This is a genomic window from Limnoglobus sp., assembly GCF_059499385.1.
Map to the genome: position 1 here is coordinate 1 of NZ_JCABYM010000046.1, position 24,561 is coordinate 24,561.

A 24,561-nucleotide genomic window follows, 5' to 3' on the forward strand; every position below is an offset into this window, starting at 1 on the left:
GGGGGGGGGGGGCGGCCGCCCCCCCCCAGTCCCCGACCTCCGGGGCAATCGCTTCTGCGGGGACGCGCTCAACCCCCCTCCCCAACCCTCCCCCCCAAGGGGGGAGGGAACAAGACTCTACCCCGGCTACCACCGAATAAGACTTGAAGCGCTAGTCGGGTGGGCATCGCCCACCGACCACCGCGACATACTCCGACCCCGGTGGGCGATGCCCACCCCACGTACGAGACTCCCCATGCGTATCAAACCCGGCCGCCCTTACCCGCTCGGAGCCACCTGGGACGGGGCCGGCGTCAACTTCGCCCTGTTCTCCGAGTGCGCCACGAAGGTCGAACTCTGCCTGTTCGACTCCGCCGACGCCACCGCCGCGACGCACACCATCCCGCTCCCGGAACGCACGGACCAGGTGTGGCACTGCTACCTGGGGGACATCCTGCCGGGCCAACTCTACGGCTACCGCGTCCACGGCCCCTACGACCCGGCGAACGGCCACCGGTTCAACCCGAACAAGGTCGTCCTGGACCCCTACGCGAAGCTCATCGGCCGGGACGTGCGGTGGGACGACAGCCTGTTCGGGTACACGATCGGCCAGGACGACCTGTCGTTCGACGCCCGCGACTCGGCCGCGTTCGCCCCGCTCGCGATGGTCGTGGACACGGCGTTCACCTGGGGCGACGACAAGCCGCTGCGGACGCCGTGGCACAAGACGATCATTTACGAGGTCCACGTCAAGGGGTTCACGAAGCGCCACCCGGACATCGCGGAGAACCTGCGGGGGACCTACGCCGGGCTGGCGACCGAGGCGGCGATCAAGCACCTGAAGGACCTGAACGTCACGGCCGTCGAACTGCTGCCCGTCCACCACTTCCTGAACGACCGCCACCTCGTCGAGAAGGGGCTGTCGAACTACTGGGGGTACAACACGCTGAGTTACTTCGCCCCGCAGGCGACCTACGACGCCCCCGGTAACAACCTGGAGGCCGTCCACGAGTTCAAGATGATGGTCCGCAGCCTGCACCGGGCCGGGATCGAGGTCATCCTGGACGTGGTCTACAACCACACGGCCGAGGGCAGCCACCTGGGGCCGACGCTGTCGTGGCGGGGGATCGACAACGCGAGCTACTACCGGCTCTCGCCCGAGGACCCGCGGTACATCATGGACTTCACCGGGTGCGGGAACACGCTGAACATGACGCACCCGAAGGTGCTGCAGCTCATCATGGACAGCTTGCGGTACTGGGTGACGGAGATGCACGTGGACGGGTTCCGGTTCGACCTCGCGTCCACCCTGGCCCGCGAGCTGTTCGAGGTGAACAAGCTCGGCGCGTTCTTCGACATCATCCACCAGGACCCGATCCTCAGCCAGGTGAAGCTGATCGCCGAGCCGTGGGACGTGGGGCCGGGCGGGTACCAGGTCGGCAACTTCCCGCCCGGCTGGACGGAGTGGAACGGCAAGTACCGGGACGACGTGCGGCGGTTCTGGAAGGGGGACGGCGGCCTCGCGAACGTGCTGGCGACGCGCCTCTGCGGCAGTCCGGACTTGTACGAGTGGAGCGGCCGCAAGCCCTACGCGAGCGTCAACTTCATCACCTGCCACGACGGGTTCAGTTTGAAGGACCTCGTCTGCTACAACCACAAGCACAACGACGCCAACGGCGAGGGCAACCGGGACGGGGCGGACAACAACGACTCGTGGAACTGCGGCCACGAGGGGCCGACGGACGATCCCGAGGTCATCGCCCTGCGGGCGCGGCAGAAGCGGAACTTCATGACGACGCTGATCCTGTCCCAGGGCGTGCCGATGCTGCTCGCCGGGGACGAGTTCGGCCACACGCAAAACGGGAACAACAACACGTACTGCCAGGACAACGAGCTGTCGTGGCTGAACTGGGAACTCGCCGAGGACCAGCAGAAGTTTCTGGCGTTCGTGAAGAAGGTGACGCAGCTGCGGCGGGAGCAGGCGGTGTTGCAGCGGCGGTCGTTCTTCAACGGCCGGTCGATCCGTGGAGCGGGGATCACGGACGTGTCGTGGTTCGCCCCGAACGGCAAGGACATGGCCGACACCGACTGGGGCGGGTTCGTGAAGTGCCTGGGGATGCGGCTGGCCGGCGACCTGATCGGCGAGGTGGACGAGGAGGGCGACCCGATCGTCGGCGACACGCTGTTGATGCTGTTGAACGCGGACCACAACCGCATCCCGTTCGTGCTGCCGCCGACGAACCCGCACCACAAGTGGGAGCGGCTCCTGGACACGTCCAACGACGACGCCCCGCCGACGGTGCTGGAGCCGCAGGCGGTGTACGAGCTGGAGAACCGGTCGGTGGCGCTGTTCCGCACGTACCTGGAGACGCCGGACGTGCCGGCCGTGACGCCCGTACAGGCCGAACTGTTGCGGAAGGCGATGAAGGCGGGTTAGTGCCCGGCCTCCCATTCCTCGACGGAACTCGGCCAGTCGCCCTTGAGCAGCCGCGAGAGGGCGCGGTCGGCCAGCACCTTGCCGCCGGTCTGGCACCGCGGACAGTAATTCGTCTCGTTCTCCGCGTACACGATCCGCCGCACCGCCGTACCGCACACGGGGCACGGTCGGCCGAACTTCCCATGGACGGCCATGTCCGGCCGGAAGGCGGTCACCTTCTTCGGGAACCCGTCCCCGACCTCCGCGCGGAACCGCTCGATCCAAAGTCGCATCGTCTCCCGCGTGGCGGCGAACAGGCGTTCGCACTCCGCGTCCGTCAGCCGCGAGGTCCACGTCAGCGGCGAGAGCTTCGCGCGGTGGAGGATTTCGTCCGAGTAGGCGTTGCCGATGCCGCTGAACAGCCGCGGGTTCGTGAGCGACCGCTTCAGCGTGTGGTTCCCGCTTCGCAACGCCGCCGTGAAGCTTGCGAGGTCCGTCTCGAAGATTTCGAGGCCGCCGGGCTGGTGTTGCTTCAGCCCGTCCTCGCCGCGGACGAAGTGCAGCGACGCCCGCCGCTTCGTCCCGGCTTCCGTGAGGATGAGCCACCCGCTCGCGAACTCGAACACGGCCAGCCCGGTGCGGCCGGGCGGCTTCTCGGCCGCGTTCTTCCACTGCAACCGGCCCGCGATCATCAGGTGCAGCACGAGGAAGAGATTGCCGTCAAGCTCGAACACGATCCGCTTGCCGAGCCGCCGTAGGCCGCGGACGGCCTTGCCTTCGGCCTCGGAAATCGACGGGTCGAACGTGCGGACGAGGAACGGGTTGAAGACGCGGACGGCCCGCAGCTCCCGGCCGACGACCCGGCGGTCGAGGCACTCGACGTACACGACGATGTCGGGCAGTTCCGGCATGGCGGAATTGTCCCGCCCGCGGGAACCGGTGTCAACGATGGCGGATACAACAACCGCACGCTTCCCACGGGGCCGCCATGTCGTCGCCGGGACAACGCTTCCGCTCGCTCGTCGAAACCGACCGGCCGTTGCAGGTCGTCGGCGCGGTCAACGCCTACGCCGCGATGCTCGCGGAGCGGGCCGGGTTCCGCGCGATCTACCTGTCCGGGGCCGGCGTCGCGAACGCCTCGTTCGGGCTGCCGGACCTCGGCGTCACGTCCCTGAACGACGTGTGTGAGGACGCCCGCCGGATCACGCAGGCGACGCCGCTGCCGCTGCTCGTGGACGCGGACACCGGCTGGGGCGGGGCGTTCTCCGTCGCCCGGACAGTGAAGGAACTCTCCCGCGCCGGCGCGGCCGGCTGTCACCTCGAAGACCAGGTGCAGGCGAAGCGGTGCGGCCACCGGCCGGGCAAGGCGCTCGTCTCCGCGGCCGAGATGTGCGACCGGATCAAGGCGGCGGTCGATGCGCGGGCGGACGACTTTGTCGTCATGGCCCGCACCGACGCCCACGCCAGCGAGGGACTGAACGCGGCCGTCGAGCGATCCCAACGGTACGTCGAAGCCGGGGCAGACATGATCTTCGCCGAGGCCCTGACGACGCTCGACGAGTACCGGGCGTTCACGGCGGCCGTCCGCGTGCCGGTGCTGGCGAACGTCACCGAGTTCGGCAAGACGCCGCTGTTCACGGTCGAGGAACTAGGAGCCGCGGGCGTCGGCCTGGTGCTCTACCCGTTGAGCGCCTTCCGCGCAATGGCGAAAGCGGCCGAGGCCGTGTACGCCGCCATCCGCACGCACGGCACGCAGGCCGGGGTCGTCGCCGCGATGCAGACGCGGGCCGAACTGTACGACGTTCTCCGCTACCACGAGTACGAGCAGAAGCTCGACGCCCTGTTCGCGAGGGAGCAGACGTGAGCGAACCCACGTTCAAGCCGAAGAAGTCCGTCGCCCTGTCCGGCGTCGTCGCCGGGAACACGGCCCTCTGCACCGTCGGCCGCAGCGGCAACGACCTCGAGTACCGCGGGTACGACATCCTCGACCTGGCCGCGAACTGCGAGTACGAAGAGGTCGCGCACCTGCTCGTCCACGAGAAGCTGCCGACCCGAACCGAGCTGGCCGCGTACAAGGCGAAGCTGCAATCGCTCCGTGACTTGCCGGAAACGGTCAAGACCGTGCTGGAGGCGCTGCCGGCCCACGCGCACCCGATGGACGTGCTCCGCACCGGCGTCTCCGCCCTCGGCTGCGCCATGCCGGAACGCGAGCCGTTCTCGCCCGCGGCGGCCCGGAACATTCTCGACAAGCTGCTCGCGTCCCTCGGCTCCATGCTCCTCTACTGGCATCACTTCACGACCGGCCGCACGCGGATCGACGTGCGAACCGACGACGACTCCATCGGCGGGCACTTCCTGCACCTGCTGCACGGCAAGCCGCCGTCGGCGTCGCACGTCAAAGCGATGCACGCCTCGCTGATCCTGTACGCGGAACACGAGTTCAACGCCTCGACGTTCACCGCCCGCGTGATCGCCGGCACGGGGTCGGACATCTACTCCGCAATCGCCGGCGGGATCGGCGCGCTCCGCGGGCCGAAGCACGGCGGGGCGAACGAGGTCGCGGCCGTCATCCAGGAACGCTACGCCGCGCCGGACGAGGCGGAGGCCGACATCGTGCGGCGGGTCGCGGCGAAGGAGATCGTCATCGGGTTCGGCCACCCGGTCTACACCGTCTCCGACCCGCGGAACGTCGTCATCAAGCGGATCGCGAAGGAACTGTCCGACGAGGCCGGCCACGCGCGGATGTACGAGGTCGCCGAGCGGATCGAATCGGTCATGTGGCGCGAGAAGAGGATGTTCCCCAACCTCGACTGGTTCAGCGCCGTGTCCTACGCCCGGCTCGGTGTGCCGGTGCTGTTCTTCACGCCGCTGTTCGTGATGGCCCGCACCGCCGGGTGGGGGGCGCACGTCCTCGAGCAACGGGCGGACAACAAGATCATCCGCCCGAGCGCGAACTACACCGGCCCCGACTCGCGGCCGTTCGTGCCGATCGACCAGCGATAAGTACTGGATACTCGCCTTTCACTAACAACTACCAACTGCCAACTATCAACTACTCCATGAGCCACGACCACACGAACGCCACGCGGCCGCCCGCCGATTCCCTCCTGCAGCAGATCGCCGACTACACGCTCGCGACGGATCGGATCACCAGCCCGGTCGCGTTCGACACGGCCCGGCTCTGCCTCGCGGACACGCTCGGGTGTGGGCTGCTCGCGCTCAACTACCCGGCGTGTACGAAGCTGCTCGGCCCGACCGTCCCCTGCGCGACGATGCCCGGCCGCGGGGCGCGGGTTCCCGGCACGAGCCACGAACTCGAGCCGGTGCAGGCGGCGTTCAACATCGGGGCGATGGTCCGCTGGCTCGACTTCAACGACACCTGGCTCGCCGCCGAGTGGGGCCACCCGTCGGACAACCTCGGCGGCATCCTCGCCGTCGCCGACTACCTCGGCCGCGGCGGGCAGGCCGTCACCGTCCGCGACGTGCTGCTCGCCATGATCCAGGCGCACGAAATCCAGGGCGTGCTGGCGCTCGAAAATGCGTTCAACCGCGTCGGCCTCGACCACGTCCTGCTCGTGCGAATCGCGTCCACGGCCGTCGTCACGCGGCTGCTCGGCGGAAATCGAGAGGACATCATCAACGCGCTTTCCAACGCATTCCTCGACGGCGGCGCGCTGCGGACGTACCGGCACGCGCCGAACACCGGGTCGCGCAAGAGCTGGGCCGCCGGCGACGCGACGAGCCGGGCCGTGCGGCACGCCCTGTTCGCGCTCAAGGGGGAGATGGGCTACCCCGGCGCGCTGACCGCCGCCGGCTGGGGGTTCCAGGACGTGCTGTTCCGCAAGCAGCCGGTCCGCGTCCCGGCCCAGGGGTTCGGTACGTACGTGATGGAGCACGTCCTGTTCAAGATCTCCTTCCCCGCCGAGTTCCACGCGCAGACGGCGGTGGAGGCGGCGATCACGCTGCACCCGCAGGTCGCCGACCGGCTCGATCAAATTTCGCGCGTCCTGATCGAGACGCAGGAGGGCGGGAAGCGGATCATTGACAAGACTGGCCCGCTGGCGAACTTCGCGGACCGCGACCACTGCTTGCAGTACATGACGGCCGTGGGGCTGTTGAAGGGGGCGCTCACGGCCCAGGATTACGAGGACGCGGCCGCCGCCGACCCGCGGATCGACCGGCTGCGCGAGAAGATGGAAGTGGTCGAGAACAAGGACTTCACCCGCGACTACCTCGACCCGGCGAAGCGGTCGATCGGCAACGCGGTGCGCGTCGAGTTCCGCGACGGCACGGCGACGGACCGCGTGTCGGTCGAGTACCCGCTCGGCCACGCCCGCCGGCGGCAGGAGGGCATCCCCGTGCTGCTGGCGAAGTTCGAGGCGAACCTGCGGGGGCGGATCGCGCCACGCCCGGCGGACGCGATCCTGGAACTGTTTGCCGATCAGCGGCGGCTTGAGGCGACGCCGGTGACGCGGCTGATGGAGTTGTTCGTGGTATAACCCGTGCGACCCGTTGGGTCGCACGCTAACCGGGTCACTTCTTTTTCTTCGCGGCAGGCTTCTTCTTCGGCGCGGCCTTCTTCACGGCTGCCTTCGCCTTCGTCGCCACCTTCTTCACCGCGGCCTTCGCCTTGGCGACCGGCTTCTTCGCCTTCGCGGCGACCTTCTTCACGGCCGCCTTCGCCTTCGCGATCGGCTTCTTGACCGCCGGCTTCTTGGCGACCTTCTTCACCGCCGCCTTGACCTCGTCGGCGTTCGCCGCGACCGCCCCGCCGACCACGGCCCCGACCGCCGCCCCGATCGGGCCGAGCAGCGACCCGGCCGCGGCCCCGGCCGCCGCCCCGCCGACCACGCCCAGCCCGGACGCGGTGTCGGCCGCCGGCGCGGCCGGTGTTTCGTTTTCCGCCATGTCACGTACCTCTTGGAAGACCGAAGTGAAATGCCGTCGATGAATCTTTCATCGGCCAAGTTCGGCATTTACTCAAGCCATACCACGCGGCGCGGCGAGTTCAAAACCTAGTGGCCGGGCAAACCGACTTTCCCGTCCGCTTCAGATGTCACAGACGGAACCGGCTCCGGCGGGGCGGCGTCCTCCGGCAGCACGCCGGTCGCGGCGTCGTCGAACTCCCCCTCCCATCGGGCCATCACGACCGTCGCCAGGCAGTTGCCGACCAGGTTCACCGTCGTCCGGGCCATGTCCATCAGCTCGTCCACGCCGAGGATGACGGCCACCGCCTCCAACGGCAGCCCGAACGACAACAGCGTCCCGGACAGGATCACCAGCGACGCCCGCGGCACGGCGGCCACGCCCTTGCTCGTCAGCATGAGCGTCAGCATCATCACGAGCTGCTGCTCCCACGTCAGGGAAACCCCGGCCGCCTGGGCCGCGAAGATCGACGCCACCGCCAGGTAGAGCGTCGTGCCGTCCAGGTTGAACGAGTACCCGGTCGGCATGACGAACGCCACGATCCGCTTCGGCACGCCGATGGCCTGCATCGCGAGCATCGCCTTCGGCAGCGCCGCCTCGGACGACGTCGTCGAGAACGCGATCAGGGCCGGCTCCTTCACCGCCTTCCCGAACTTCCGCAGCGGCACGCGGGCGATCAGCGCCACCGGCAGCAGCACGAACAGCATGAACACGACCAGCGCCCCGTAGAGCGTCAGGATGAGCGCGAGCAGGTTGAGCAGGATCTGCAGCCCGCTGTGCCCGACGGTGACGGCGATGGCCGCCCCAATCCCGACCGGGGCGTACTTCATGACGATCCCGGTGAACTTGAACATCACGTCCGCCAGGGCGTTCAGCCCGACGAGCATCGCCTCGCGGGACCGGCCCCGCACCTGCGTCAGCGCGACGGCGAACAGGATCGACCAGAAGACGATCTGCAGCACCTCGTTCTGGGCCGCCGCCTCGAACACGCTGCTGGGGACGATGTGCTCCAAGACGTTCGCGAGCGTCGTCTGCTTCCCGGCGAACTCCTTCCCCTTGTCGGCCGGCAGGTTGAGGCTGACGCCGACGCCGGGCTTCGTGAGGTTGACGGCGGCCAGGCCAATGAACAGCGCGAGGGTGGTGACGATCTCGAAGTAGATGAGCGACTTGAGGGCGAGCCGGCCGATCCGCTTCATGTCGTCCCCGTGCCCGGCGATGCCGACGACGAGCGTGGCGAAGATGAGGGGCGCGATGAGGGATTTAATCATCCGCAGGAATATGGTGGAGAGGGGTTTGAGCAGCTGGGAGGATTCCGGGAAGAGCCAGCCGACCAGCGTGCCGAGGACCATCGAGATGAGAATCCACTGCGTCAGCGAGAGGTTCCAGAGGCGGGACAGCATCGGCGGCACCAGGGGTTGTGGGGAACCGCGTCGCGACGGTCGCGGGTCCACAGTGTTGTATCCGGGGCCGTCGGCACGGTCCCGTCGGTTCGGCCGCCGCGGCGTATAACACCCGCCACCCTCCCGGAGCCTCCCGCATGTTCCCCCGCCTCCTCGCCGCGGCCGTTCTCGCGCTCGCCGCCGGCCCCGTCTTCGCGAAACCCAACGTCGTCCTGATTCTTGCCGACGACCTCGGCGGCGCGGACCTCGGCTGCTACGGCAGCACGTTCCACAAGACGCCGCACCTGGACGCATTCGCCAAACAGGGCGTCCGGTTCACCCACGGGTACGCCGCGTGCCCGGTCTGCTCGCCGACGCGGGCGGCGCTGCTCACCGGCAAGTACCCGGCCCGCCTCGGCATCACCGACTGGCTCCCCGGCCGGCCCGACCGCCCGGACCAAAAGTTGAAGCGGCCGCCGCTCGTCAACCAGCTGCCGCTGGAAGAGGTCACCCTCGCGGAACGGCTAAAGACCGCCGGGTACGCGACCGCGCTCGTCGGCAAGTGGCACCTCGGCGGGGCCGGGTTTGAGCCGACAAGGCATGGGTTCGACGTGAACGTCGGCGGCGACGACATCGGCACGACGCTCAGCTACTTCGCCCCGTTCAAGCGAACCACGAACGGCAAAGACCGGTTCATGCCCGGCCTGGAGACGGCCCCCGACGGTGAGTACCTGACCGACCGCCTCACCGCCGAGGCCGAGAAGTTCATCCGCGCGAACAAGGATAAGCCGTTCTTCCTGTACCTGCCGCACTACGCCGTCCACACGCCGATGCGGGCGAAGCCGGAGGTCGTCAAGAAGTACGCGAACAACCCGACCCTCGGCAAGCAGTCGCACCCGACCTACGCGGCGATGCTGGAATCGCTCGACGAGGGCGTCGGCCGCGTCCTGAAGGTGCTGGACGACGAGAAGCTGGCGGACAACACGCTCGTCGTCTTCACGAGCGACAACGGCGGGCTGGCGACCATCGAGGGCACGGGCACGCCGCCGACGTACAACGGCCCGCTCCGCGAGGGGAAGGGCTTCCTCTACGAAGGCGGCGTCCGCGTCCCGCTGATCGTCCGCGGCCCCGGCGTCAAGGGCGGCCGCACGGACGCCACGCCGGTCAGCAGCCAGGACTTCGTGCCGACGATCTGTGAGTTGTGCGGCGTACCGGTCCCGGAGAGGCTCGACGGCGTGAGCGTGACGAAGACGCTCGCAGGCAGCGGCCCGCCGGACCGCGATGACCTCTACTGGCACTACCCGCACTACGCGAACCAGGGCGGCAAGCCCGGCGGCGCGGTCCGCGACGGGAACTTCAAGCTGATCGAGTTCTACGAGGACGGCCGCCGCGAACTCTTCGACCTGACCGTCGGCGAAGGCAAGAACCTCATCGAGGAGAAGCCGGACGTGGCAAAGCGGCTGGCCGAGAAGCTGGCCGCGTGGCGGCAGGCGGTCGGCGCGAAGATGCCGACGCCGAACCCGGCCTTCGTGCCGAACCCGCAGGCCGCGGACGGCACGGTCACGCTCCCGGCCCGCACGGCCGAGGTCCACGGCACGCAGTTGCGGTACGAGCCGCTGCCGCACAAGAACACGCTCGGCTATTGGGGCCGCGTCGAGGACTGGGCGTCGTGGGAGTTCACCGTCACCAAGCCCGGCACGTTCGCCGTCGAGGTGCTGCAAGGGTGTGGCACCGGGCAGGGCGGGAGCGAGGTCTCGGTGGTCGTCGGCGATCAGAAGCTGGCGTTCACGGTCGAGGACACCGGCGGGTTCCAGGCGTTCAAGCCGCGGGTGATCGGGACCGTGACGATCGACAAGGCCGGCAAGCACGCGCTGGAGATTCGCCCCACGAAGAAGGCGAAGGCGGCCGTCATGGACGTGCGGCAGGTGGTATTGAAGCCCGCGAAGTGAGCGTGCCTGTCCGTCACGAGGAGGCGGGCGACTGCTTGGCGGGTCGGGCCGGCGCTTTCTTCTTCGCCCGCGGCTTGGCCGCCGGCTTCGGCTCGGCGGGCGACGGCTGTTCGGCCGCGGGTAAGTCGGAGTCGAGTGCCCGACCCGGCACGAACTTCCGCCACGGCCACCCGCCGGCGGCAACCGAGGGGAAAGTCGCTTCGTCTTCCTGGAGCTTCCGGAATTCGTCCTTTGTCATGGCTTACCTCCTCGGGGCCGTGTCAGGAGCATTTTAGCGGCCGACGGCTCGAACTCGAAGTAGGCGAGGTCGCTGTAATCCGGGTCCGCGTCGTCGATCAACGTCATCCCCAGTCGGGCGTAGAAGCCCTGGGCCTGCGGCAGGGCGGACAGGCCGAGCCGCCCGTCCCAACCCATCTCGACGCTGATGGCAACGGCTTCCTGGATCAGTAATGCCCCAACGCCTTGAAATCGGGGCGTGTCCGTCAACGTCCGGCTGTTCCACGGGGCGACTTCAACGAAGTCCACGTAGAGGATCGGACCGGGGGCGAGGCGGCCGGCCTTGGGCTTGGTCCGCGCCGCCATCAGCCCTTCCACGGACTGGTCGCACCGGACGGCAACGAACCGCCACCGCTCGACCAGATCGAGTTCCGTCTTCCCCGTCCAGTCCCAGTGCGCGTGTTCGGGGTGGCGGCCGGCGGCCCGCCGGGCCTGGGCGAGCCGCTGACGGTGGGGCTTCCAGGACTTCTCGACCGAATCGACCTCGGCGGCCGGCAGGTCGCGGACGACCAGGGCCTGCACCCACGTTCGGGTGGCCGAGTCTTTCACTTCGGAGGTGCGGGTCGTTGGGCGAAGGGTTGACACGGCGACGACTCCGACCGAGGCGGGTTCAAACCACCCGACAGTTCGACACACGCAGGGTTAGGCAAAAAAGAGGCCGGGAGTCCTTGCCCGGCAAGCGACTCTCGGCCCTCCGTCCGACCGCGCGGCCATCCTCACCCCATCAGCACTTCCCGCTCCGCGGCGACGGCCGTTTCCGTCAGGTGCGCCGCCGTCACGCCGATGCGTTCAAAGCACTCCGCCACGATGCTGTTCGGCGTGCTGAACATCGTGATGAGCAGGTCCATCTGCGTCATCGTCGTGCGGCCGTAGTCGCGGGCGCGGCCGCTCGCGTCGCGGAGCAGCCGAAGCACGTTGTCCGAGAAGAACTCGCGGTTGAGCAGCAGCGGCGGGACCGGCTCCGCCTCCTGGTAGAACAGGTCGCGGAACTGGTCGAGCAGCTTGTTCGTGTCCGCCCCGAGCCGGGACGACCACGCGGCCACGCCCGGGTCGGGGCAGGCCAGCAGGCCCATGAACAGGTGCGGCGTCCGGACGCTGTCCCAGTTCGTGGACCGGGTGAAGCTCAGCGCCTCCCGGAGCGCCTGGGCGGTGGCGTCGTCCACGACATCGGGACGGAGTCGGCCGCTGATGAGGAAGATGTCCTCGTCGGGGTGTTCAGGCATGGCTAACCCAGGCGATAAAATTGCGGGAACACGCGAACTTCCGCGTGCTAGGGATTATGCCGAGACTGCGGGCGGCCCGCAAGGTAGTATTCCGACCGCGACTCGAAATTTCAGACCGGCTGTCGGGATCGTCTGCATTCCCTGGGAACGTCGGCCGTCGCGCGTCAACGGGGCTTAACGGCCGGGTGGCGATGTGTGGATTCTACCTGAGGGCGGCCCGACGGCCGAGGGGGGAAACGCGAATCGCGGGACGGCCGGCGGGACCGAGGACTTGACGTTGGCGGCCGACCGGCTAATAAAGGCTACTCGGGCGCTTAGCTCAGTTGGCTAGAGTACTACATTGACATTGTAGGGGTCACTGGTTCAAGTCCAGTAGCGCCCACTCGAACGGAAACCCCGCAAGTGTAACCACTTGCGGGGTTTTTTGTTTCCGCCGCGAGGCCGCCGGTCCGCTACTTCTGCAGGATCGGCAGGTAGTTGTTCGGCAGCTGCAGGATGATGCACGCCATCGCGGTGGCGTACACGGACCCGTGGCTCTGGTCGTGCCAGTTCCCCTGGTTGCCGGCCTGCCGCAACCGCGTCAGCAGCTCGTCGCGGATCGCCGGGAACCACTCGGCCCAGTACGTCCCGCCGGCCGTCCACATCGCGAGCGCGGCGTAGTAGTGGGCGTAATAGAAGTACCGCTCGGTGAAGAAGTCGCGGTTGCCCCGCTGGTTCGGCACGAACTTCATCAGGTACTTCAGCCCGCGGGCGATCGTGTCGCCGTCGTAGACGCCGGCGGAGAAGAGGCCGACGACGGCCGCCGCCGACCGGGCGAAGGCGCTGCCGAGCTGCTCCTGGCCGCGGATGTAGCAGAACCCGCCGTCCTGGAGTTGGCACGCCTTGATGTACGTGACGGCCGCGTCCGCCGTGGACTTCGGCACGAACAGGCCGGCGTTCCGGGCGGCGCGAAGGGCCATGAGCTGCGCGACCGTGACGGACACGTCGGCCTCGCTCGGCCGCGGGTCGTACCGCCAGCCGCCGAGCTTGTTCTGCGAGTCGATGATGAGCCGGATCGCTTTTTCGAAGGCGTCGCGGAGCCGCTTGAGGCGGGCCGGGTCGGGCAACATGCCGTAGACTTCGGCCAGGAACAGGGCGGCGAACCCGTGCTGGTACATGCCGCCGCCGTGCCCGAACCCGGTCTCGCCGGAATTCAGGTAGCCGACAGGAGTGTTCGCTAGCCCGCGGTTGACGAGGTAGTCCATCGCCCGGCCGACGGCCCGGCCGTACTGCCCGCGGCCGGGGTGGTGGCCTCCGGACATGAGGGCGAGGGCCGCGAGGCCGGTGATGGCCGCGTTCGGCCCGGCCCCGTCGCCGAACGACCCGTCGTTGGCCTGGAACCGGTGGAGGTACGCCAGCCCGCGGTCGATGGCGGCCTGGGCGTCGCTGGTGACGAGGTCGTCCGCGACGCCGGCGTTGTCCTGGGCGTGGCCGACGAGCGCGGCCGCCCCGCCGGTCGCGCCGAGGGCGGCGGTCCGCAGCAGTTGGCGGCGGGTGAGGCGGGGGGCGGTCACGGCAATCCTCCCGGCGAGACGAAGGAGCGGACGGCCGTGCTCGTCGAACGGTTTTGGCTTTGTTCCCTCCCCCCCAAGGGGGGAGGGAACAAGAGAAGAACGCCTTCGAGGTCACGGGGGGGCAGGTCATGCCCGGCCGCGGCGACGCGATTCGCTGGGTCACTTCTTCCCCTTCTTTTCCTTCTCGGCGAGCGTCGAGAAGTAATCGGGTAGCAGGTCCTTGTACCGGGAGTTGTACTGCTCCTTGAAGAACTGCATCATCCGCTGCCGCGGGACTTCCGGCAGGTGGCCCCAGAAGTCCTTCGCGATCGTCTCCGCCAGCGGCAGCGTCGGCGTCGCCTTCCCGCCCGTGCCCGCGGCGTCGCCGCCCTTGTCGCCCGTCGGCTGAGCGTTCATCGGCTGGCCCTTGTCGTCCGGCTTCGCCCCCGCCGGCATCGGCTGCTCGCCCTTGTTCCCCATCGGCATCGGTTGCTTGTCCCCCGTGCCGCCCATCGGCATCGGCTGGCCCTCCTGCTTCCGGCCGCTGCCGGACCGCCGCGACCCGCCCATCGGCTTCTGCTGCCCGCTCCCGCCGCCCATCGGCGGCGGGTTACCGCCCTTGTTGCCCATGCCGCCCCCGCCGCTCGGCGGCGGCGGTTGCTGCGACGAGTCGTTGCTCATCGGCGGCGGCGGTTGGTTCTGGAGCAGGTCGATGAGCTTGTCCAAATCCTGCTTCAATTTTTGCTGGTCGCGGCGGGTGGCGTCGCCGGTGTCCTGCTCGCCGAGCTTCTCGGTGACGCCCTTCGCGTTCTTGCCGATGCGGTCGGCCAGCTTCGCCACGTCGTCCGGCTCGTCGCCGTCCGGCTTCTCGTCCGGCGCGGCCGGGACCACGATCACCGGCGGGATCGGCGGCACGACGGCGGAAGCGGTGTCGGCTGAAACCGCCAGTGCGAGCAGGGCGAATGCCGCGGCGCGCACATAGTAGTAGGCACACTCCGTGTGCCGTCCGCGGGGGCGAGTCTTCGAGACCCCGCGAGAGCCTCCTCCCGCGGACAGGTTCCGCGGAATCTCGAAGACTCGATTCCGCGAGACGGCACACGGAGTGTGCCTACTACTATGGTCGTTCACGGCGGTCCGCCTCCGAGTTGTTCCTGAAGCAGCGGCAGAATCTCGTCGAGCAATCCGGCGATGTCCTTCTGGGCCTGCTCGATCTCTTGCAGCTCGTCCTTGTCGTCGTCGGTCAGCTTCTCGCGGTCCGGGTGGTCTTTCGCGAACGCGGCCGTCCGCTCGTTAGTTTCGGCCTGCCAGTCGCGGAGGGCCTTCAGCTGCGCCAGCGGCGGGATGCCCCGCGGCCCCATCGGCCCGCCGCCGGCCATTGGCATCGGCTGGCCGGCCCCGCCGCCCATCGGCATCGGCTGCGCGCCGCCTTTCTTCTTTTCGTCTTCCTTCAGCGAGTTGACGATCTGCTCCAGCCGCCGCAGCGCCGCCCGCATCGGCCGTCGGGTCGTCTCGTCGGCCGCCGTCTCGGACTCGGCGTCGAACGCGGCCGGGTCCGCGAGGACCACGTCCGCCTTCCGCTCGGCGACCCGCTCGGCCGCCTTGTCCATCTGGTCGGCCGCCTGCCGGAGCATCGTGTCGAAGACCTTTGCCTCCTTCGTCTTGTCGTCCGCGAACTTGCGGACCTCCTTCGCCAGCGCCTTCTCGCGGTCGCCGAGTGATGACAGACTCGCCTGCAACGGCCGTTCCCACTTCTTGGCCTGCACCGCCGCCTTCGTCAGCCGCTCGGACTCCGCGACGGCCGCCGTCTGCTTTTCGAGGAACGTCTTGAACTGTTGAAGGAATTCCTCGCGCTGCTCGCGGTCGAGTTGGTCTTTCTGTTCGGGATGCGGCTTCTCCAACTCCTGCTTCGCCTCTTCGAGCCGTTCCAGCGCCTCGTCCGGCTTCGCCTTCGGGTCCTGCCCCTCGGCGAGCTGATCGCGGGCTTGCTCCATCTCCTTCGCGGCGCGGCGGAGCTGTTCCGCCGCGTCGGTCGCGCCCTCGCGGTCGAGCTTGCGGGAAAGCTGTTCCGTCTCCTTGCGGAGCTGTTCCTGCTCGGCCGCGAGCTTTTGCATGGCGTCAGCCTTCACGTCCCCGTCCGGCATCTCGTTGGCCTGGTTCGCCTTCTTCGCGAGTTCGTCCTGCCGGTCGGCGAGTTGATCGACGCGGTTCGCGGCGTCCTTCCGCTTCTTCGCCAGCTCGTCCACGTCGTCCTTCCGCTCGCTCAGCTCGTCGGTCATCTTTTGAAGCCGGTCCGTCGCGGACTTCGCGTTCGCCGCGGCCTCGCCGGACCGGTTGTTCTTCTGCGCCTCGGCCGCCTTTCTCAGATCGTCCGCAATGGCCTGCCGGCCGGCGTCCTTCGCCGCCTTCTCCAGCGTGTCGGCCTCGGCCGTCGCCTTTGCGGCCGCGTCCTTGAGTGCCGCCGCCTCCGCCGCGAGCGCGTTCGCCTTCGCGTCGGCCGCCTTCTGCTCCGCGGACCCGTCGGGCTTCGCCTTCGCGTCGGCCGCGGCTTGTTGTGCTTCGGCCGCCTTCGCGTCCGCCGCCTTCTGCGCGGCCGCGGCCTCGGACCGCTTCTCCTCGGCCACGCGGTCGGCCTTCGAGATCAGCTTCCCGGCCTGCTCCGCCGCCTTCTCCAGGCTGCTGCCGAGCTTCTCGAGCGCGGCCCGGTCCTGCGGGGGAAGCTGATCCGGCGTCAGCCCGGTGGGAAGCCGGTCGGCCGTCTGCTTCGCCTCGGCGGCCGTCTTCGCGACCTGGTCCTTCAACTGCCGGGCGTCCCCGCGGACCTCGGCCGCGGCCGCCCACTGCTCCAACTCCTCGGCCGCGGCCGTCAGCTTCTCGACGACCGCCTGTTGGTTCTTCTCCGCCTTCGCGAGCGCCTCGGGCGCGGCCTTCGGGTCGCCCAGCCTCGCGGCGGAAAGTTGCTGTTCGATCTCCGGGAGGTGCTTGTCTTCGAGGTCGGCCAGGTTCCGCGCGACGGCCTCGGCCCGCTGCGTAGCCGGGGACTTCTGGAGGTTGTTCGCCTTCGCCGTGTCGCGGAGCTTCTCGGCCTTCGCCCGCAGGCCGTCCCGCGGGTCGGCGAGTTGGTTCCGCGCCTGCCGCTGCGCTTGTTCCGCCTGCGTCAGCTTGTCCTGGCCTTGCGGCGTCAGCTTGCCGTCGGGCGTCGTCGCCTTCTTCGCCTGCTGCGTCTTGTCGGCCGCCTCCTTCTGCGTGGCCGTGGCGCGACTCAGCTCCGGCCGCATCGCCGCGAGTTCCTTTTGAAGGAACGCCGTCAGCGATTCTTCCGACATCACGCGAATTTCGACCTCGCCGCTGCGGCCGGGCGGCTTCGCGAGCGTGTAGTCGTCCCAGTCGGTCGCGGCGGCGCGGAGGGTGATCGTGTCGCCGTCGGCCGGCGGCTTGCCGTCCGGCCGGCGGAACGCGGCGAGCGGGAACGGCCGCCCGGCTTCGAGGTCCGGCGGCTGCGGCCGCGCGCCCGGCACGACGAGGCCGACGCCCGCCGCGTCCGCGAGTGGGACTTCGACGAACGGCCCGTCGTTCACGCGGTATTCGAGGGACAGCTTCTTCACCGCGTAGGTCCGGTCGTCGGCCCGCGCCCGCACGGTGACGGTCGCCGTCGGCACGAGGAGCAGCGTGTCGAGGCTCGGTGTCGGCCGGATAAGCGCGACGACGGGGGCCGGGTCCGGGAACGTGCGGACGTCCAGCTTCTGCACGCCGGTGAGGCCCGCCTCGTCGGTGAACCGCAGCGAATAGAGGCCGGACAGCGGCGGGTCGAAATCGGCCGAGAGGAACCGGCCGTCCGGGCCGTTCACTGACACCGGGATGTCAGTGGCGAAGTGTTCGCTCACCATCGGCGCGACCGGCGCGAGCAGCGGGTTCGTCCCGGCGAGGCAGGCGAGGTCGTTCGCGACCCGGACGGCGGCGAGGTCGCCCTCGTAGCGGAGGACGGCCCGCACGATCCGCCGGTCGGCCGCGGCCTTCAACGTGACGCGCGTGCCGCTGACCGTCTCGATCCCGCCGGAGCCGTCCGGCAGCTCCGTCGGTCGCTGGTTCGTGTACGGCTGGTACGTCAGCTTGACCTGCGGCGACGGCCGGCCGTCGAGGAGCGTCAGCCGCGGCGGGGCGGCGACCGTCACCGCGTGCCAGCCGGTGTCGGCGTCGTTCGCGGTGACGCGGAACTCGAAGTCGCGGGTCACCCGGTCCGGCAGCAGCGTGTGGGTGACCACGGCCCCCGCCTCGTTCTCGCGGACGAGCGGGAGGCGTTCCTCGTTCGGCTGCCCGCCGACGAGCTTCACGGACAGCACGGCGTCGGCCGGGGGGACGCCGCGGACGACGAACCGCACCGGGTACGGGTCGCCCTTCGCGAGTAGCACCGGCGGGCCGGTGAGTTCGATCCGCGTCTTCGGCGGCCACGGGTGGTCGCCGAACGGGTCGAACAGCCGCACGGCCGCGACGCCGGCCCGGCCCACGTCCGGGAGAATCAAGATGCCGAGCAGCAGGATTGTGCCGAGGGCGGCGGCGAGCGAGCGCCAGACGCGGCCGGTCGGGACGACGCCGGCGAGGTCATGACGGTTGGTCATCCGCTCGGCCCGGCGGACGGCGGCCCGGCGGAACTTCGCGGCCGTGCGGCCGTCGTCGCTCCCCTCGAACGAGGCGGCGCTGGCGAGCACGTCGTTGAACTCGGGGAACTTCGCCTCGATGAACTGCGCGACGGCGACCGGCTCGACGGATTCTTGCGACGGCCGCCGCACGTTGCGGACGTACATCGTTCCGGCGAGACCGAGGATCGCGAGCAGGCCCACGGCGCGGACGCCACTGGCGAGGTGCAGCCATGCGTCGAGCGTGCCCATCACCGCGAGCGCGACGCCGACGGCGGCGACGAGGGTGAGCATCCCGGCGGCGACCAGGGCGAATCTGCGGGTCCGGCCGATGCCGCGGAGCCGCTGCGTCAGCGGGACGACTTCATCCGGCGGCCGGAGGACGAACGACATGGGTGGCTCCGCTGGGAAGGGCAAGCTCAGGGACTGATCGCGGATTTCAGATCATCGATGATTTCCGCGACTCCTTCGTGATCGAAGATGGCCAACACGCCATTCGGACCCACGATTACACCCTTGCCGTGCCGGGCCAGCAGTGCGTCCGGATGATCAACCTCAAACCGGTCGCCGTTGACCAACACCACTGTGAACGGGTGAAACGGTTGCCGCCTCTTGAGGGCGGCCAAACTCGTGTTGAACAGATCGGCTTTCATCATCACTCCCGGTTGGAACGGAGGTCTCCGGTCATCATAACCGCCGCACCTATTTCCGCAAAAACCGATCTTGCACACACCTACACCTTTGCCCGCAGAATCCACGGGTCGAACGCCCCAGTTGTCTTGTCCGGCTCGGCGAGCGGCAAGATGTACGCCGCGTCGTCGAGGACCGTCAGCCGGAACAGGAAGACTTCCTTCGCTGCCGTCTCGGTTAGGGCCACGATGAGGGCCGTCCGCGGGTCGGCCGACAACTGGTTGTCGAAGATGTTGTTCGTCAAGACCGTGCGGACCGGGAAGTTGCCTTCCTGCAGCTCGTGCGCCTTGAGGTAGCGCGGGTCGATGTACTCCCGCAACTCGTCGGCGGTGTCGGCGGTGAACCGCGTCCGCAACGCCGCGATGAACATCTTCGTGGCCGCCGGCCCGGACTTCTCCAACCGGCGGCGGTCCGCGGCAGTCAGTGGGGCCTCGTTCTCGCCCGCGTGGAGACTCCGGGGCAGCGACGAAACGGCCGCGAGCGACCCGGCGGCCAACAGGAACGTGCGACGCGACATGGGATCATTCCTCGGCGGACCGGCCGCGGCTACAGCAGCCGCTCGCGCTTCCGCAGGACCCACTCGCATCCTAGCAACGCCAGCAGTAACGCGAACGTAACGCCGTGGTTCCACACCGGCAGCGGCGGGCACGGCTGGTTCAGCGGCAGCCGGGCCACCTCCGGCAGGTCGTCCGGCAGCCTCTCGGCGTCCGCCAGCGTGTAGAACTTGCCCCGCGACTCGGCCGCCGCCCGCGTCAGGTCGGCCTTGTTCATCTCCAACCGGTCCCGCTCGCCCGGCGGCGGGAGCACGCGGGCCTCGGCCTTCGGCTTCAGCCCGGTCGGGGCCGGGTCGGTCAGCGCGAACCGGTACTCGCCGACCGGCGTTCGCGTCAGCGTCGCCTCGTAGCTCGCCCGGCTGCCGCGGACCTTGCCGAGCGTCAGCGTGGAAGTTTCGGTGTCCCCGGCGATCACCCGGCCGGACCCGTCGCGCAAGGGGCCGCGCTCGACGCCGACCTTCACGCTGTCGCCGGGCGGCGGGGCGTCGTCCGGGAACTGGACGGTCAGCTTGATCGGCTCGTCGCGGCGGTAGCCGGTCTGCTTGTCCGTCTTCAGCTCGACCCGGCGAACGCGGGTGCGGGCCATCACCGTCACCGCCTGCCGCCAGAACCGGTTGAACTGCTCCTCGTCTTTGCGCCACCGCCACCGCCAGGTTTCGTCGAACCCCAGGAACAGCACGCGGCCCGCCCCGACGAACTGCTGTAGCACTACCGGGTGCTTCTCGTTCGGGTCGTCCTCCGCCGGGCGGTCCGGGTGCGTCGCCAGCACCTCGGCGGTCGCCTTTTTCACGTACCCGGTGGCCGTCCAGAACAGCGGCTTCAACCGCCGCCACACGGCGGCGCTGTCCGTCTCGTTCGCGGCGAACCGGAAGATCGGGTGCGACGCGCCGACCGGCGTGAGCCGCGGCTGGTAGCCGGCCGTCAGCGGCGCGTCCTCCGGCGTCGGCCGCTCCTGCTTCGTCGGCGTCACCGGCAGCACGTCGCCGAGCGGCGTGTCCGCCAGCTTGCCCGGCGCGGCGTGTTCCCCGGCGACGACGACCAGCCCGCCGCCCTTGACCTTCACGAACTCGGCGAGGTCTTGCAGCCGCTGGGCCGGGCGGTCGAGCCGGGCCGGGTCCACGTCGCCGAGGATGACCACGTCGTACTCGAACAGCTCGTTGCGGGTCGGGAACCCGCGGAGGGCGCTGCGGTCGGTCGTGGCGTGGTCGGCGGACGCGTCGAGCAGCAGCGTGTGCAACTCGACCGCCTTCTCGCGGCGGCCCGGTTCCGTCTCCCGCTCGAGCAGTACCTTCACGAACCGGAACTCGTACCGCGGGTAGCCCTCGACGAACAGCACCCGTAGCCGCCGGTTCTCGGTGACGACGATTTGCCGCTCGATCTTGTTGTTCGCCGTCTCGAGCTCGCCGGGCTGCGCGGGAACCTCGATCACGAACGTCCGCTCGCCGAGTTCCGTCGGGACGTGCTTGAGGCGGAACGGGACCGGCTTCCCGGCCGCGTCCGGCGCGACCGTCGCCTCGTCCCGCTTCTCGAACTTGTCGCCGACCTTCTCGGAGAGCGTGACCCGGACCGACTTCGGCACGCCCGGCCCCTTCGCCGTGAGGCGGCCCTCGAAGACGAGTTCGTCGTTCTTCGCGACCACGTCGTCGGACCGCAGGTCGCCGACGCTCAGGTCGAGGGCCTCCTTCGCGTCGCCGAGGCCGACGAGGTACAGCGGCACGTCCGCCCGCGCCGCCTCGCGGCCGGCCTTCGGCAGGTCGTCGCCGGCGGTCGTGACGCCGTCGGTCAGCACGATGATCGCGGCCAGCGACCCGCCGCGGAACGCCTTCAAGACGGCCTGCACGCCGTCGCCGAGGCGGCTCGCGTCGCCGTCGGCGACCAGTTGCGCCACCGCGTCGCGGGTCGGCTTCGTCTCGTCCGCGTCGTGGATCGTGCCGACCAGCCGCGCGGCCTCGGCCAGCGAGTAAACGTGGACCTTCAGTTTGCGCTCCTCGACGAGCCGCGTCAGCCAGTCGCCGTCGGGCCGGGTGAGCAGCCACTTCGCGAGCTGCACCCGCTGCGGGTCGGCGAGGCCGGGCAGCTTGGAAAGCGCGTCGATCTTCGCCCGCACCGCCGGGTCTTGCGAGTCATCGACCGTCGCCATGCTCGCGGACGTGTCCACGACGATGGCGATGTCCGGCCACCCCTCGCGGTCGAACGCGAGCCGCAGCTGCGGCAGCACGAGGAAGATGACGAGCCAGTACGCCGCGAGCCGCAGCAGCGCGGGCAGGATCACGCGGCCCGTGCCGCCGGTGGCGCGGCGCTCGTAGCCGTAGAAGACCGCGACGACGCCGAGCGCGAACGCCGCGAGGCCCCATTGAATCTGTTGATCGAGCCGCGCGTTCGCGATGAACGCGGCGCTCTGTTCCAGCCGCCACCGCGTTCCCTCGCCCGGCCCGGCACTCGGCACGCCGGCGGTGCGCTCGACCGCCTGCCGCCACGAATCGGGGAGGAAGCCGAGGAGTTCGCCGGTCCACCACGAATGCACGAGCGTGAACAGCACGGCCGCCGCGACGCCGAGCAGCACGCCGCCGATCAGCTTGAACGCCCACCCCGCGGCGGACGGCTGCGGCGTGTTGTCGCCGCGAATCCCGGCCGCGACGCGGGCCGGGCCGAGCCGCCACGCCAGCCACAACTCGAACGCCAGCGCGACGATGCCGACCATCACGAACCACCGGGCGAGCATCGGGCCGTGCGGCCGGGCGGCGGTGATGACGGTCGTGCCGTCGTCGTCGTGGATCGCGATGTCGGCCGGGTCCGGAACGACCTGGATCGTCGGGTGAATGTTCTTGAGCAGCGTCGGGTTCAGCCGCCGGAGGTCGGACTCACTCCCGCCGCCGGGGGCGGAGTCGGGCACGTTCACGGCGACGAACTTCGCCCGCCCGCCCGCCTCGAACCGGTACAGCCCGGCCGCGTGGGTGTCCGCGAACCGCGCGACGCCGCCCTCCTCCGTCGCGGTCACCGTCGAAGTTTCGGTCGCCCCGGCCGGGTTCGTCAGCTTCGCCGCCAGGCCGACGGTCGCGGGCGGCAGGTACTCCTCCACCGACTCGCCGACGCGGACCGTCTGCCGCTCCGGGTTCGTGGCCGCGAACCGGAGCAGCTCGCCGGCGAACACCGGGTACGTCGGCAGGATCGGCCAGTCGTTCCAGTCGCGGTTGAACGTGCTGGTGTAAACGACGACCCGCCCGCGGTGACGGGTCCACTCGACGACCGCGGGGTCCGGCTTGCGGTCGTCTGGCTTCTCCTGGTTGGCCGGGGCGAACGAGAGGATGCGCCTTCCGCGGCCCGCCGGCAAATCAAGGCGGACGTACTTGTGGAACGGCACGGCCGTCAGCCCGGCCCGCGCGTTCGCCTCCTGGAACTCGGCGGCGAGCGGCGGCGCGCGGAACGCCGCGTCGTCGCCGACGAGCCGGAAGCCGGGGTCGTCGGCGCTCTGCGTCGTCACCACGTCGCCGAGCTTGCCGGGGAGCAGGCCCTTGCCGTCGGCGAACAGGACGCGGTTGTAGTGGTCGGCGTTCGCCGCCGCGCGTGCCCCGAGGCCGAACACCACGCCGCCGCCGCGCTTCAGCACCGCGTCCAGCCGCGCGACCTGCGACGGGGTGAACGTCGGCACGTCGCACAGGAACACGCAATCGACGTTCGACAGGTCGGACAGCGTCGCGTCGGTGAACTCGTCCAGGCCGATGACCCTCGGCCGACCGGGGTGGCCCGGCCGCGGCTTCCCGCCGGGGGCGATGGCGTCGGCCAGCGATTCGGTCGCGCGTTGCAGCGGCACGCTCGACGGCTTGCCGTTCACCAGCACACACGGCAGCCCGTCGCGCACTTCAAAACTGAGGGTGCGCGAATCGTCGGCGGACAGGTCATCGGGTTCGACGATCTTGACTTGAACCGCGTGCGTGCCGGCGGCGCGGAACCGGGCCGTCTCCGGCAGCGTGAACCGCACCGGCACGGCGTCGTTCGGCTGCACGGCGTCGAGCGTCTGCTGCTCGACCGCGACGAGCGCCGCCTCGCCGCCGTTCTCCGCGGGTCGGCCGAGGAGCAGTTCCACCCGCACCTTCTGCCGGGCGGTCTTGCCGAAGTGCTGGACGACGGCCGTGACCGCCGGCGGGTCGCCGACCAGCGGCAGCGGGTCGGACATAGACAGCGACGTGACGGCGGTGTTGTCGAGGTCGTCCTTCGCGCAGTCGATGACGGCCAAGTCGCTGCGGCCGACGAGCTTCATCCACGCCTCGGACGGCGGCGCGTCGGCCTTCGGCAACAGGCCGCCCCACGCAACGGCCTGCAGGTCGGTGAACAGCATGACCTGCCGCCGCAGGTACGACCGCGGCGACCGGGCGAGCGTGTCGTTGATCGCAGCCAGCCCGGCGGCGAAGTCGGCCGTGCCGTGCGTGGCCTTCAGCGCCCGCAACTCCGCGACGACCTTCTCCACGTCGTTCGACGGCCCCGGCACGACGGGGACCGTCTGCGTCCCCAGTGCGATGAGCGTAAACCCGTCGCCGGGGTTCCGCGCCCGGATCGCGGCTTCCGCTTTTTCGATTGCGACCTCGAACCGGCCGCGCTGGTCGGCGCGGGCGGACATGCTGAGCGACAGGTCGATGGCGACGACGAGGTGCGTCCGCGGGGCGTTGGCGATCGTCTCCGGCGCGCCGGGCGTGACGGCCTGCCACAGCGGCTCGGCCCACGGCGTCGCGGCGGCCATGCCGACGAGCGGCAGCAACACGGCGAGGACGCGAAGGGCGAGGAGCAGCCACCGGTCGATGCGGCGGTGGGACTTCTTCTTGGACGCGTTGAGGAACCGCATGGCGGCCCACTCGACGACGCGGAACCGCTGGCGGAACAGCAGGTGGATGACGATCGGGACGGCGATCGCGGCGACGACCGCTCCGCCGGCCACGGCGGGGATCGACAGCGACGCGAAGACAGCAGTGGTGTGCGGCACGGTGAGTGGAATTGTACCGAATGGATAGTAG

The 24,561-nt window shown here is 69.6% G+C and carries 17 protein-coding genes and 1 tRNA gene; 6 read left to right on the forward strand and 12 right to left on the reverse strand.

Annotated elements, in window-relative coordinates; translation table 11 throughout:
• The first annotated feature begins 235 nt into the window (after window positions 1-235).
• Window positions 236-2,416 (forward strand): glycogen debranching protein GlgX, encoded by a 2,181-nt coding sequence (gene glgX, locus AC5JJ2_RS08305; protein ID WP_495857510.1) that lies wholly within the window; start codon window positions 236-238, stop codon window positions 2,414-2,416.
• Here the strand turns inward: glgX and AC5JJ2_RS08310 are convergent.
• Window positions 2,413-3,306 (reverse strand): Fpg/Nei family DNA glycosylase, encoded by an 894-nt coding sequence (locus AC5JJ2_RS08310; RefSeq protein ID WP_495857511.1) that lies wholly within the window; start codon window positions 3,304-3,306, stop codon window positions 2,413-2,415. The two genes, glgX and AC5JJ2_RS08310, sit on opposite strands and share 4 nt — an antisense overlap.
• Before the next feature lie 77 nt (window positions 3,307-3,383).
• Between AC5JJ2_RS08310 and prpB the strand changes: the two genes are divergently transcribed.
• From prpB to AC5JJ2_RS08325, 3 genes are read left to right on the forward strand one after another with little or no spacing between them, the layout of a single operon-like run.
• Window positions 3,384-4,259: a methylisocitrate lyase gene (gene prpB, locus AC5JJ2_RS08315; protein ID WP_495857512.1), complete on the forward strand. Its 876-nt coding sequence runs from the start codon at window positions 3,384-3,386 to the stop codon at window positions 4,257-4,259.
• Window positions 4,256-5,398: a bifunctional 2-methylcitrate synthase/citrate synthase gene (gene prpC / locus AC5JJ2_RS08320; protein WP_495857513.1), complete on the forward strand. Its 1,143-nt coding sequence runs from the start codon at window positions 4,256-4,258 to the stop codon at window positions 5,396-5,398. The genes prpB and prpC overlap by 4 nt, the downstream gene beginning before the upstream one ends.
• A 56-nt stretch (window positions 5,399-5,454) precedes the next feature.
• Window positions 5,455-6,894 (forward strand): bifunctional 2-methylcitrate dehydratase/aconitate hydratase, encoded by a 1,440-nt coding sequence (locus tag AC5JJ2_RS08325; RefSeq protein ID WP_495857514.1) that lies wholly within the window; start codon window positions 5,455-5,457, stop codon window positions 6,892-6,894.
• Window positions 6,895-6,928: 34 nt separating this feature from the next.
• Here AC5JJ2_RS08325 and AC5JJ2_RS08330 read toward each other — a convergent pair whose 3' ends face one another.
• Together AC5JJ2_RS08330 and AC5JJ2_RS08335 are read right to left on the reverse strand one after the other, a co-directional pair.
• Window positions 6,929-7,303, reverse strand: coding sequence for a hypothetical protein (locus tag AC5JJ2_RS08330; RefSeq protein WP_495857515.1), 375 nt, complete (start codon window positions 7,301-7,303; stop codon window positions 6,929-6,931).
• Between the two features lie 107 nt (window positions 7,304-7,410).
• A complete protein-coding gene (locus AC5JJ2_RS08335; RefSeq protein WP_495857516.1) occupies window positions 7,411-8,721 on the reverse strand; it encodes a dicarboxylate/amino acid:cation symporter in 1,311 nt (436 codons plus the stop codon).
• Window positions 8,722-8,858: 137 nt separating this feature from the next.
• On the opposite strand from AC5JJ2_RS08335, the gene AC5JJ2_RS08340 reads away from it, so the two are divergent.
• Complete coding sequence (locus AC5JJ2_RS08340; RefSeq protein WP_495857517.1) at window positions 8,859-10,649, forward strand: sulfatase-like hydrolase/transferase; 1,791 nt, start codon at window positions 8,859-8,861, stop codon at window positions 10,647-10,649.
• Between the two features lie 13 nt (window positions 10,650-10,662).
• Here the strand turns inward: AC5JJ2_RS08340 and AC5JJ2_RS08345 are convergent, their stop codons facing one another.
• The 3 genes from AC5JJ2_RS08345 to AC5JJ2_RS08355 all read right to left on the reverse strand — a co-directional run bounded on the left by AC5JJ2_RS08345 (window position 10,663) and on the right by AC5JJ2_RS08355 (window position 12,148).
• Window positions 10,663-10,887: a hypothetical protein gene (locus tag AC5JJ2_RS08345; protein WP_495857518.1), complete on the reverse strand. Its 225-nt coding sequence runs from the start codon at window positions 10,885-10,887 to the stop codon at window positions 10,663-10,665.
• The gene (locus AC5JJ2_RS08350) at window positions 10,884-11,510 is read right to left on the reverse strand and encodes a GNAT family N-acetyltransferase (protein ID WP_495857519.1); all 627 of its coding nucleotides are present in this window, start codon (window positions 11,508-11,510) and stop codon (window positions 10,884-10,886) included. The genes AC5JJ2_RS08345 and AC5JJ2_RS08350 overlap by 4 nt, the downstream gene beginning before the upstream one ends.
• Window positions 11,511-11,641: 131 nt before the next feature.
• On the reverse strand, window positions 11,642-12,148 hold the full coding sequence (locus AC5JJ2_RS08355) for a hypothetical protein (RefSeq protein ID WP_495857520.1): 507 nt from the start codon (window positions 12,146-12,148) through the stop codon (window positions 11,642-11,644).
• Between the two features lie 308 nt (window positions 12,149-12,456).
• On the opposite strand from AC5JJ2_RS08355, the gene AC5JJ2_RS08360 reads away from it, so the two are divergent.
• Window positions 12,457-12,530: transfer RNA gene (locus tag AC5JJ2_RS08360), tRNA-Val, on the forward strand.
• 70 nt (window positions 12,531-12,600) lie between these two features.
• On the opposite strand, the gene AC5JJ2_RS08365 is transcribed toward AC5JJ2_RS08360, so the two are convergent.
• The 6 genes from AC5JJ2_RS08365 to AC5JJ2_RS08390 all read right to left on the reverse strand — a co-directional run bounded on the left by AC5JJ2_RS08365 (window position 12,601) and on the right by AC5JJ2_RS08390 (window position 24,530).
• The gene (locus AC5JJ2_RS08365; RefSeq protein WP_495857521.1) at window positions 12,601-13,701 is read right to left on the reverse strand and encodes a prenyltransferase/squalene oxidase repeat-containing protein; all 1,101 of its coding nucleotides are present in this window, start codon (window positions 13,699-13,701) and stop codon (window positions 12,601-12,603) included.
• A gap of 159 nt (window positions 13,702-13,860) precedes the next feature.
• Window positions 13,861-14,658, reverse strand: coding sequence for a hypothetical protein (locus tag AC5JJ2_RS08370; protein WP_495857522.1), 798 nt, complete (start codon window positions 14,656-14,658; stop codon window positions 13,861-13,863).
• A 146-nt stretch (window positions 14,659-14,804) separates the two neighbouring features.
• Window positions 14,805-18,704 carry a hypothetical protein gene (locus AC5JJ2_RS08375; protein WP_495857523.1) on the reverse strand — a complete coding sequence of 1,300 codons (3,900 nt, stop codon included), beginning with the start codon at window positions 18,702-18,704 and terminating at the stop codon, window positions 14,805-14,807.
• Window positions 18,705-18,730: 26 nt separating this feature from the next.
• Window positions 18,731-18,964 (reverse strand): hypothetical protein, encoded by a 234-nt coding sequence (locus AC5JJ2_RS08380; RefSeq protein WP_495857524.1) that lies wholly within the window; start codon window positions 18,962-18,964, stop codon window positions 18,731-18,733.
• Window positions 18,965-19,044: 80 nt separating this feature from the next.
• On the reverse strand, window positions 19,045-19,518 hold the full coding sequence (locus AC5JJ2_RS08385) for a hypothetical protein (protein WP_495857525.1): 474 nt from the start codon (window positions 19,516-19,518) through the stop codon (window positions 19,045-19,047).
• A gap of 29 nt (window positions 19,519-19,547) precedes the next feature.
• A complete protein-coding gene (locus AC5JJ2_RS08390) occupies window positions 19,548-24,530 on the reverse strand; it encodes a VWA domain-containing protein (RefSeq protein WP_495857526.1) in 4,983 nt (1,660 codons plus the stop codon).
• Window positions 24,531-24,561 lie beyond the last annotated feature (31 nt).

Bases quoted from the DNA above. Each gene is read 5' to 3' on its own strand.
- glgX (WP_495857510.1), top strand. From the start codon at position 236: ATGCGTATCAAACCCGGCCGCCCTTACCCGCTCGGAGCCACCTGGGAC.
- AC5JJ2_RS08310 (WP_495857511.1), bottom strand. From the start codon at position 3,306: ATGCCGGAACTGCCCGACATCGTCGTGTACGTCGAGTGCCTCGACCGC.
- prpB (WP_495857512.1), top strand. From the start codon at position 3,384: ATGTCGTCGCCGGGACAACGCTTCCGCTCGCTCGTCGAAACCGACCGG.
- AC5JJ2_RS08325 (WP_495857514.1), top strand. From the start codon at position 5,455: ATGAGCCACGACCACACGAACGCCACGCGGCCGCCCGCCGATTCCCTC.
- AC5JJ2_RS08330 (WP_495857515.1), bottom strand. From the start codon at position 7,303: ATGGCGGAAAACGAAACACCGGCCGCGCCGGCGGCCGACACCGCGTCC.
- AC5JJ2_RS08335 (WP_495857516.1), bottom strand. From the start codon at position 8,721: ATGCTGTCCCGCCTCTGGAACCTCTCGCTGACGCAGTGGATTCTCATC.
- AC5JJ2_RS08340 (WP_495857517.1), top strand. From the start codon at position 8,859: ATGTTCCCCCGCCTCCTCGCCGCGGCCGTTCTCGCGCTCGCCGCCGGC.
- AC5JJ2_RS08345 (WP_495857518.1), bottom strand. From the start codon at position 10,887: ATGACAAAGGACGAATTCCGGAAGCTCCAGGAAGACGAAGCGACTTTC.
- AC5JJ2_RS08355 (WP_495857520.1), bottom strand. From the start codon at position 12,148: ATGCCTGAACACCCCGACGAGGACATCTTCCTCATCAGCGGCCGACTC.
- AC5JJ2_RS08375 (WP_495857523.1), bottom strand. From the start codon at position 18,704: ATGTCGTTCGTCCTCCGGCCGCCGGATGAAGTCGTCCCGCTGACGCAG.
- AC5JJ2_RS08380 (WP_495857524.1), bottom strand. From the start codon at position 18,964: ATGAAAGCCGATCTGTTCAACACGAGTTTGGCCGCCCTCAAGAGGCGG.
- AC5JJ2_RS08385 (WP_495857525.1), bottom strand. From the start codon at position 19,518: ATGTCGCGTCGCACGTTCCTGTTGGCCGCCGGGTCGCTCGCGGCCGTT.